9 protein-coding genes are annotated in these 7,695 nt (G+C 64.9%); 6 read left to right on the forward strand and 3 right to left on the reverse strand.

The window, feature by feature from the left end; all coding sequences use genetic code 11:
* Nucleotides 1-174: 174 nt before the first annotated feature.
* Nucleotides 175-771 (reverse strand): type II secretion system protein GspJ, encoded by a 597-nt coding sequence (locus tag HX818_RS23880; RefSeq protein ID WP_177020855.1) that lies wholly within the window; start codon nucleotides 769-771, stop codon nucleotides 175-177.
* Nucleotides 764-1,216: a type II secretion system minor pseudopilin GspH gene (gspH, locus tag HX818_RS23885; RefSeq protein ID WP_008431410.1), complete on the reverse strand. Its 453-nt coding sequence runs from the start codon at nucleotides 1,214-1,216 to the stop codon at nucleotides 764-766. Before gspH ends, HX818_RS23880 begins: the two co-directional genes overlap by 8 nt.
* 85 nt (nucleotides 1,217-1,301) lie before the next feature.
* Between gspH and HX818_RS23890 the strand changes: the two genes are divergently transcribed.
* Nucleotides 1,302-1,733, forward strand: a complete 432-nt coding sequence (locus HX818_RS23890) for a type II secretion system protein N (protein WP_003218665.1) — start codon at nucleotides 1,302-1,304, stop codon at nucleotides 1,731-1,733.
* Here the strand turns inward: HX818_RS23890 and gspI are convergent.
* Nucleotides 1,720-2,118: a type II secretion system minor pseudopilin GspI gene (gene gspI / locus HX818_RS23895; RefSeq protein WP_008431408.1), complete on the reverse strand. Its 399-nt coding sequence runs from the start codon at nucleotides 2,116-2,118 to the stop codon at nucleotides 1,720-1,722. The two genes, HX818_RS23890 and gspI, sit on opposite strands and share 14 nt — an antisense overlap.
* A 148-nt stretch (nucleotides 2,119-2,266) precedes the next feature.
* Between gspI and gspG the strand changes: the two genes are divergently transcribed.
* Genes gspG through gspD form a run of 5 tightly spaced genes read left to right on the forward strand, consistent with a single transcriptional unit; the run spans nucleotide 2,267 to nucleotide 7,592 of the window.
* Entirely contained in the window at nucleotides 2,267-2,704 is a 438-nt protein-coding gene (gene gspG / locus HX818_RS23900) for a type II secretion system major pseudopilin GspG (RefSeq protein ID WP_003218660.1), read from the forward strand.
* 8 nt (nucleotides 2,705-2,712) lie between these two features.
* Nucleotides 2,713-3,660 (forward strand): type II secretion system minor pseudopilin GspK, encoded by a 948-nt coding sequence (gene gspK, locus HX818_RS23905; RefSeq protein WP_177020856.1) that lies wholly within the window; start codon nucleotides 2,713-2,715, stop codon nucleotides 3,658-3,660.
* A complete protein-coding gene (gene gspL / locus HX818_RS23910) occupies nucleotides 3,657-4,769 on the forward strand; it encodes a type II secretion system protein GspL (RefSeq protein WP_177020857.1) in 1,113 nt (370 codons plus the stop codon). Before gspK ends, gspL begins: the two co-directional genes overlap by 4 nt.
* Entirely contained in the window at nucleotides 4,762-5,286 is a 525-nt protein-coding gene (gspM, locus tag HX818_RS23915) for a type II secretion system protein GspM (protein ID WP_177020858.1), read from the forward strand. Before gspL ends, gspM begins: the two co-directional genes overlap by 8 nt.
* Nucleotides 5,283-7,592 carry a type II secretion system secretin GspD gene (gspD, locus tag HX818_RS23920; RefSeq protein WP_177020859.1) on the forward strand — a complete coding sequence of 770 codons (2,310 nt, stop codon included), beginning with the start codon at nucleotides 5,283-5,285 and terminating at the stop codon, nucleotides 7,590-7,592. Before gspM ends, gspD begins: the two co-directional genes overlap by 4 nt.
* The last annotated feature ends 103 nt before the right edge of the window (nucleotides 7,593-7,695 follow it).

Raw genomic sequence — 7,695 nt, forward strand, 5'->3', positions numbered from 1 at the left:
GCTTTAGCTTTTGATTTTGCTCTTCAACACTCAAGCCTAAGCGAGGAGCCGAGTGGTGGAGCAAGAGCGTTTTGCTTACTTTTGACTGGGCCGGCATTCCGGCTTTTCGAAAGTGAGCGGAACCCATATCAGCCATAACAAAAATAACGGATATGTACTCCACCCCAAAAAGCCCTACCGCAAGGGCCCCAAAACCTGCCGATACCGCTCCACCCCCTGGCCCGTCTCCCGCACCAGAACCACCTCGATCCCCAGCGGTTCACCCTGCCGATTCCCACTCAACTGCCGCCACCCCTTGTCCCAAACCCGCACCTGCAAATCCCTGACCTGCCCAAGCACCGCCACCGCATCCCGGGGCGCCGGCAGCGGATACCGATCCCGCGCCGGTGCAGCTGCCCGGTACAGCGTGTCGCCCTTGAGCCACCACCGCACCCGCTGCAACCCATCCCCAGGAATCGGCGCACTCCGGATCACCTCCAGCCGAAACCCCTTGCTGTCCGAACTCCTCACCGACACCGCCGCCAACCCGCCAGGCTTCGGCGCGTCTTCGCCAATCGGCGGCCCCAACTCAACCCCCGAGCGCAAGCTCACATCCAGCTGCATCTGGTTCAGCGCCCGCAACAACACCTCAGTCTGCTCACTGCTGGCCTGCAAATGCTGATCAGCCCGGGTCACACTGTCCAACCCGCGCCAGGCAATCACACTGACCACCGCCATCAACATGATCGCCACCATCACCTCGATCAGCGTAAAACCCTTCTGGTCACTCATGACTCACCACCCGCAACAACCCCGCCGCATCCCGTTGCAGGCTAAGGCTGTATTGCCCATCCGACAGCACCACCCGCACCGGCGGGTTCACCCATTCAGCATCCAGCACCAATGTTTTCCCGGGCTCGATGCGCACCTGCATCGGCGCACTGTCCCAGGCCCGCGGACGCAGTTGCTGATCGCCGCTGAAGTTCTCCACTCCCAGCCCATCATCGGTAACGCGGCTGAAGCGAAATCCCTTGGCATCGGCTTTCCAGGTAATCGCCCGGCCATCGGCACGCGCCTCGGCCTGGGCCACCTGCAGCAATTGGCTCAAGCGTTCCGCGTCCTTGCGCAGCAGGTGCAGCGGATCAGGCTTGATGCTCAGGCTGATGGCCGCACTGGCGATGCCGATGATCACCAGCACCACCATCAACTCGATCAACGTGAAGCCCTGCTGTTTCATTTTTTGCTCCCTGATCAACCGCTGAAATAAAAAGGTGTGAATTGCCCTGTAGCCTGAGGCGACGGACAAACAGGAGGTCCCGCCCATGGCATTCATCCATCGTTTTTCACCCGCCCATGGCGTCCAGGCCGTGGCGTTGCTGGCGGCGCTGGCAGGGGTTGCGACCTGGACGCCGCTGTTGCTCACGTCGGCCGAGTCCCACACCCCGCAGGCCGCGCCCCAGGCGTTGGCGGCTCGCAGTGACAACCCCGCCGTGCAATGGTTTTCCAATACCCCGGCGGTGATGCAGATCAAGGTCTCCGGGGTGCTTGCCGGGGCGCGTGGGGCGGTGGCGATCCTCAGTCTCAACGACGGCCCGCCCCGCAGCTTTTTGTTGGGTGAACGCCTGAGTCCCGGCGTGCGGCTGACGGCCATTGAAGGCGATAGCGTGGAGATCGAGCGCGGCGCGGAAAAAATCCGCGTGCCCCTCGACAAGTTGCCCGATGGGCCGGCGTTGCCAAGCCTCATTCGGCAGTAACCGGGCGCTTCACCGGCGGTCGCCCCAGCAGTGTCTCCAGGCGTGCCAGGGGGGGCGCTTCCCGGGTGGCGTCCAGCACCTGCACGCTGACCTGGAACAGGCGCCCATCCGGCCCGTTGCTGATGGTCTGTTCGCAACGCAGTTTCAGCCGGCCCTGGTCGCAGTCGAACGTCTTGCGCCCGGTGCTCACCCGACCTTCCAGGCGCAGTTCCGCCATCCGCCCCTGGGCTGCCAGCAGCGCCATCGACTTGTCCCGCAGCAGGCCGTTGCTGGTGGTCATCAGCCCGGCCACGCGTACCGCCGCCGCCATGGCCACGGCGATGATCGCCAGTGCCACCAACACTTCAATCAGGGTGAAACCTTGCTCGTTGCGGGGCCCGCCCATGGCGTACTCAAAACCGGGAAACAGGCCCGCAGACTAGCCCCGGGAGTTGACCGATTGGCGACCAAAGCTCCCGAGGATTTTCAACATGACTGACATGTGTTCTTGCAACACTGCGCCACGAAATGCACTCAAGCCAAGGAATGTCGACATGGATATCGCACACTTCACGTCAGCGCGCAGGCAGCGCGGTTTCACCCTGATCGAGATCATGGTGGTCGTGGTGATCCTGGGGATTCTGGCGGCGCTGGTGGTGCCCAAGGTGCTCGACCGCCCCGACCAGGCGCGGGCCACAGCGGCCCGGCAGGACATTGGCGGGCTGATGCAGGCCCTGAAACTCTACCGTCTCGACCACGGCTCGTATCCCAGCATGAACCAGGGCTTGAAGGTGCTGGTGGAACGCCCGGCCGATGCGAAAAACAGCAACTGGCGCGCCTACCTCGAACGCTTGCCCAACGACCCGTGGGGCAACCCGTATCACTACCTCAACCCAGGGGCCAACGGCGAAGTGGATGTGTTCTCCCTCGGCGCCGACGGGAAACCTGATGGTGACGGCGTGAACGCCGATATCGGCTCCTGGCAGTTGTAAGGCCGGCGATGAACAGCCATTCGCCCACAGCGGCGAAGCAGCGCGGCATGGCGATTATCAGTGCCTTGCTGATCGCGGCCGTGGTCGCGGTGCTTGCCGGCGCCATGCTCACCCGGCAAACCGTGTTCACCCGCAGCCTGGAAGCTGAACAACTGCGTATCCAGGGCCAATGGTTGTTGAATGGCGGCCTGGAAACCAGTCGCCAGCTCCTGTGGGACGCGCGCCGCCAGGACGTGTTGACCCGGCTCGATCAACAGTGGGCACGGCCCCTCGGCGGTGCTTTCGAGGGGCGGATTGAGGATGAGCAGGGCAAGTTCAACCTGCGCAACCTGGTGACCCAACAACACCCGGACGCCGTGCAGTTGCAGAGCTTCGAGCGCTTGTGCCAATTGATCGGCATCGACCCGGCCGTGAGCCGCCGCATCAGCCGGCGAGTGATCGACTCATACGACCAGCGCGAGCTCGGCGGCTCACTCACCGGCGGCTTCAACAGCAGCCGGGATACCTCGCCCGGTGCCGCCGCGCCATTGGTCCCGGCCAAGTACCCGATGTTGCGCAGCCTCACCGACCTCAGCGGTATCGAAGGCCTCGACCCGCGCCAACTGCGGCGCATGGCGAGCTATGTCAGCGTGCTGCCCGGCAATACCTGGGTCAACGGCAATACCGCCAGCGCCGAGGTGCTCAGCAGCGTGGTACCGGGGCTCAGCCTGTCCCAGGCCCAGGCACTGGTGGCCGAGCGCGACGGCGGGCGCTGGTTTGTCAATCGCGGGGATTTCGTCAACCGGTTGCGCATGCCACAAGTCGCGGTGGACACGGTGCAGGTGGGGATCACCAGCGAGTGGTTTCGCGTGCACGGCCAGGCGCGCCGCGAGCAGCGTCGGGTCACGCTGGAGGCGTTGCTGTATCGCCCGGAAGATCGTCAGCCCCAGGTGATCTGGTCGCGGGTGGGCGTATGAAGCGTTTGCGCATCGGCTTGCCGCCGCTGGATGAACTCACCACCGAGAGCCAGGTGCAGTTCGCCTGGCTGGACCGCGCCGGGCAGGTCAGCCAGCAGGGCGAGGGCCGCCTGGCGCAATGGGCGAATACCCAGGCGGAGTGTTTTCTGCATCCACGGGACAGCTTGCTGACCAGCCTGGAGCTGCCGCAATTGCCCTCCGCCAAGGTCGACGATGCAGTGACCTGTGCGGCCCAGGCACTGATCCTCGGCCCGCTGGAATTGATGCATGTGGCCCACGGTCCACGGGAAAGCGGCGGCCTGGTGCAGGTCGGCTGGTTGCCCAAAAGCAGCCTTGAGCACCTGGGCCGGATAACGACCCAGCTGAAAATCAAAGTGCGTGGCCTGTACCCGGCGCCCTACGCGTTGCCGGTCAGCGGGCCAGCGAGCGCGGCCTTCTGCGACGGGCATTTGCTACTGCGCCATAGCCTGCAGCAGGGCGCGGTACACCCTCTGGGGCAGCAGGCGCTGGATGATCTGCTCGCCACCGGTGTCGATGTGCTCCATGTGACCGACGATGCCCGTTGGAGCGGTACCGCGCCGGGCTGGGGTTTGCACGGTCGGCTCCAGCAGGCGGCAACCGGTGGCTGGGGCAGGGCGGCGGCCTGCACGGCGCTGGCGGTCGCCATCTGGGCCCTGGGCCTGAACCTCTACGCCGCCCGCCAGGTCGACGAAGGCCAACGCCTCAAGGCGCAGATGAGCCAGCAAGTACGCCAGGCCTTCCCCGAACTGCCGGTGATTCTCAACCCGCTGCAACAAGCCCGTCAGCAACTGGCCGCACGCCAGAGCGGCGCGGCGGCCGAACCTGGGCAGCGCTTTACCGGCTTGCTGGCGCTGGCGGGCAGCAGCCTGCCGTCCATGGCGGGCAGCGTCGAGAGCTTGAGCTACGAGCAAGGCCGCCTGCAGCTGAGCCTGCTGCCCGACGCCCGGACCCCGGCGCTGGCCGCTGACGCGCAGGCGCTGCTGGCCCAGGCCGGGTTCAGCGCCCGTCGCGACGACCAGGGCTGGACAGTCGGCCCGCTTACCGAGCGCGTTGAAGCCGATGCAGACGATGAGGCCGAAGATGAATAAGCGTTGGCAGCTTCTGCGCAGCCAGGTCCAGGTGTTCTGGAACGGCCTGGCCATGCGTGAAAAACGTCTGTTGGTGGGTGCCGGCCTGGTGCTGGCGGGCCTGCTGACCTGGTTGCTGTTGATCCAGCCACCGCTGAAGAAGATCGATTACTGGCAAGCCGAAACCCCGAAACTGCGCAGCCAGGCCGAGGCCTTGCAGGTGCTGCTGCAAGGCGTCGCCGCAGCCCCGCGCAGCAGTGACCTGGAAACCGCCTTGCACCAGTCCCTCGACAACGCCGGGTTGCAGGGCCGCTATCAATTGCAGCCGCAGGACACCGGCAGCTGGCGCCTGACCTTCGACGACGCCCCGGCGGACGCGGTGATCGACTGGCTGCTGGCCAACCCCCGGCCGCTCTCCCTGGAAGTCTCTGCGGCCCGCCTGCAACGTGCAGGCGAGGCCACCCCTTCAAACTCGGCCGGCACCTTGTCCGGGACCGTTCGCATGGATCAGGCGCCTGGCGCTAAGGAAGCTTCATGAAGTGGTCATTGCCCAACGCTGCGCCTTATCGCAAGGTCGCCCCTTTGCTCTTGTTGGCGCTGGGAGCGTGCAGCAACCCCCAATCCTCCGCGCCGTTGCTGGTGGACAGCGAGCTCGGCCAACCCTTGGCCGACACCCGGCGCAGCGGCGACACACCACTGGACCGCCAGCGCGAAACCGTGCCGCCACCCCGGGTGCAACACCCGGTGACCAACAGCGCCCGCAGCCATGGCGCCGCACCGGCCAGGGCGCGCAACCCGCTGGGTGATCAACCGGTACAACTGAACTTCGTCGACGCCGATATCCAGGCGGTGGTACGCGCCTTGTCCCGCGCCACCGGCCAGCAATTCCTGGTGGACCCGCGTGTCAAAGGCAACCTCACGTTGGTCAGCGAAGGCCAGGTACCGGCGCACCAGGCCTACGACATGCTGCTGGCGGCGCTGCGCATGCAGGGCTTCAGCGTGGTCGACGTAGGCGGTGTGGCCCAGGTGGTGCCGGAGGCGGACGCCAAGCTGCTGGGCGGGCCGATCTACAGCGGCGCCAACCCGGGCGGGCAGGGCATGCAGACCCGCACCTTCCGCCTGCAATACGAAAACGCGGTGAACCTGATCCCGGTACTGCGCCCCATCGTGTCGCCGAACAACCCGATCAATGCCTACCCCGGCAACAACAGCATCGTGATCACCGACTACGCGGAAAACCTGGCGCGGGTGGCACAGATCATCGACGGCATCGACACCCCGAGCGCCATCGACACCGACGTGGTGAAGGTGCAGAACGGCATCGCCGTGGACATCGCCGCCATGGTCTCGGAGCTCCTCGAAACCCAGGGCGCCGACCAGACCCAGAAGATCAACGTGATCGGCGACCCGCGCTCCAACTCCATCATCATCCGCGCCGGCAGCCCGGAGCGCACGGAACTGGCGCGCAACCTGATCTACAAGCTCGACAACGCCCAGAGCAACCCGAGCAATATGCACGTGGTGTACCTGCGCAACGCCCAGGCCGGCAAGTTGGCGCAGTCGCTACGGGGCTTGCTCACTGGCGAGAGCGACACCGGTACCAGTGACAATGCGCGGGGCAAGTTGAGCAGCATGGGCGGCAACACCCAGACCGGCCAGGGCAACACCCAGAACAGCAGTGGCACCCCCACCGGCAGCGGCACTGCCCAGCCCAGTGGTTACGGGCAGGACACCAGCAGCATCGGCGCCTCTTCCCCCAACGACCAGAACACCGCGTTCAGCGCCGGTGGCGTGACGATCCAGGCGGACGCCACCACCAACACCTTGCTGATCTCGGCGCCGGACCCGCTGTATCGCAACCTGCGGGAGGTGATCGACATGCTCGACCAGCGTCGCGCCCAGGTGGTGATCGAGAGCCTGATCGTCGAAGTGGGTGAGGACGATGCCAGCGAGTTCGGGGTGCAGTGGCAGGCGGGGAACCTGGGCGGGAAGGGGGGCTTTGGCGGGGTGAACCTGGGGGGCAGCGGCTTGAATGGAACCCCCACCAGCAAGACCAGCATTGATGTGTTGCCCAAGGGTTTGAACATCGGGCTGGTGAACGGCTCGGTGGATATTCCGGGGATTGGCAAGGTGCTGGATCTCAAGGTGCTGGCCCGGGCATTGAAGAGCAAGGGCGGGACCAATGTGTTGTCGACGCCGAACCTGCTGACCCTGGATAACGAGGCGGCGAGTATTTTTGTGGGGCAGACGATTCCGTTTGTCACCGGCAGTTATGTGACGGGCGGAGGCGGCACGAGCAACAACCCGTTCCAGACGGTGCAGCGCGAGGAAGTGGGGCTGAAGCTGAACGTGCGGCCGCAGATTTCCGAGGGGGGGACGGTGAAGCTGGATATTTATCAGGAGGTCAGCAGCGTCGACACGCGGGCTTCGGTGGATGCCGGGACGGTGACGAACAAGCGGGCGATTGATACGAGTATTTTGCTGGATGACGGGCAGATCATGGTACTTGGCGGGCTGTTGCAGGATGGGTATAGCCAGAGCAATGACGCGGTGCCCTGGTTGTCGGATATTCCGGGGTTGGGGGCGTTGTTCAGGAATGAAAAGCGCAGTGTGACGAAGACTAATTTGATGGTGTTTTTGCGGCCCTACATTATTCGTGACGGTGGGGCGGGGCGCAGTATTACGCTGAATCGCTATGAGTTTATGCGCAGGGCCCAGGGTGGGTTGCAGCCGGAGCATAGCTGGGCGATGCCGGATGTGCAGGCGCCGCAGTTGCCTTCGGTGGATAAGGCGATTCCCGGGGGGCAGGGGGTTAGGGCGGTGATTCGGGCGGTGCCGCAGTGATTTGGGGTTTGGATGGGGGGCATATCCGTTGCTTCGGTAACGGCCACCTATGGTTCCGCTCTTACAGCGGGTCACTTTTGGCAAACGCCCCAAAAGTAACCAA

This window comes from Pseudomonas sp. F9001 (assembly GCF_013385435.1).
In the GTDB taxonomy this organism is placed as follows: Bacteria; Pseudomonadota; Gammaproteobacteria; order Pseudomonadales; family Pseudomonadaceae; genus Aquipseudomonas.

Coding starts and splice junctions, on each gene's coding strand:
- HX818_RS23880 (WP_177020855.1), bottom strand. CDS start 771: ATGAGTGACCAGAAGGGTTTTACGCTGATCGAGGTGATGGTGGCGATC.
- gspH (WP_008431410.1), bottom strand. CDS start 1,216: ATGAAACAGCAGGGCTTCACGTTGATCGAGTTGATGGTGGTGCTGGTG.
- HX818_RS23890 (WP_003218665.1), top strand. CDS start 1,302: ATGGCATTCATCCATCGTTTTTCACCCGCCCATGGCGTCCAGGCCGTG.
- gspI (WP_008431408.1), bottom strand. CDS start 2,118: ATGGGCGGGCCCCGCAACGAGCAAGGTTTCACCCTGATTGAAGTGTTG.
- gspG (WP_003218660.1), top strand. CDS start 2,267: ATGGATATCGCACACTTCACGTCAGCGCGCAGGCAGCGCGGTTTCACC.
- gspK (WP_177020856.1), top strand. CDS start 2,713: ATGAACAGCCATTCGCCCACAGCGGCGAAGCAGCGCGGCATGGCGATT.
- gspL (WP_177020857.1), top strand. CDS start 3,657: ATGAAGCGTTTGCGCATCGGCTTGCCGCCGCTGGATGAACTCACCACC.
- gspM (WP_177020858.1), top strand. CDS start 4,762: ATGAATAAGCGTTGGCAGCTTCTGCGCAGCCAGGTCCAGGTGTTCTGG.
- gspD (WP_177020859.1), top strand. CDS start 5,283: ATGAAGTGGTCATTGCCCAACGCTGCGCCTTATCGCAAGGTCGCCCCT.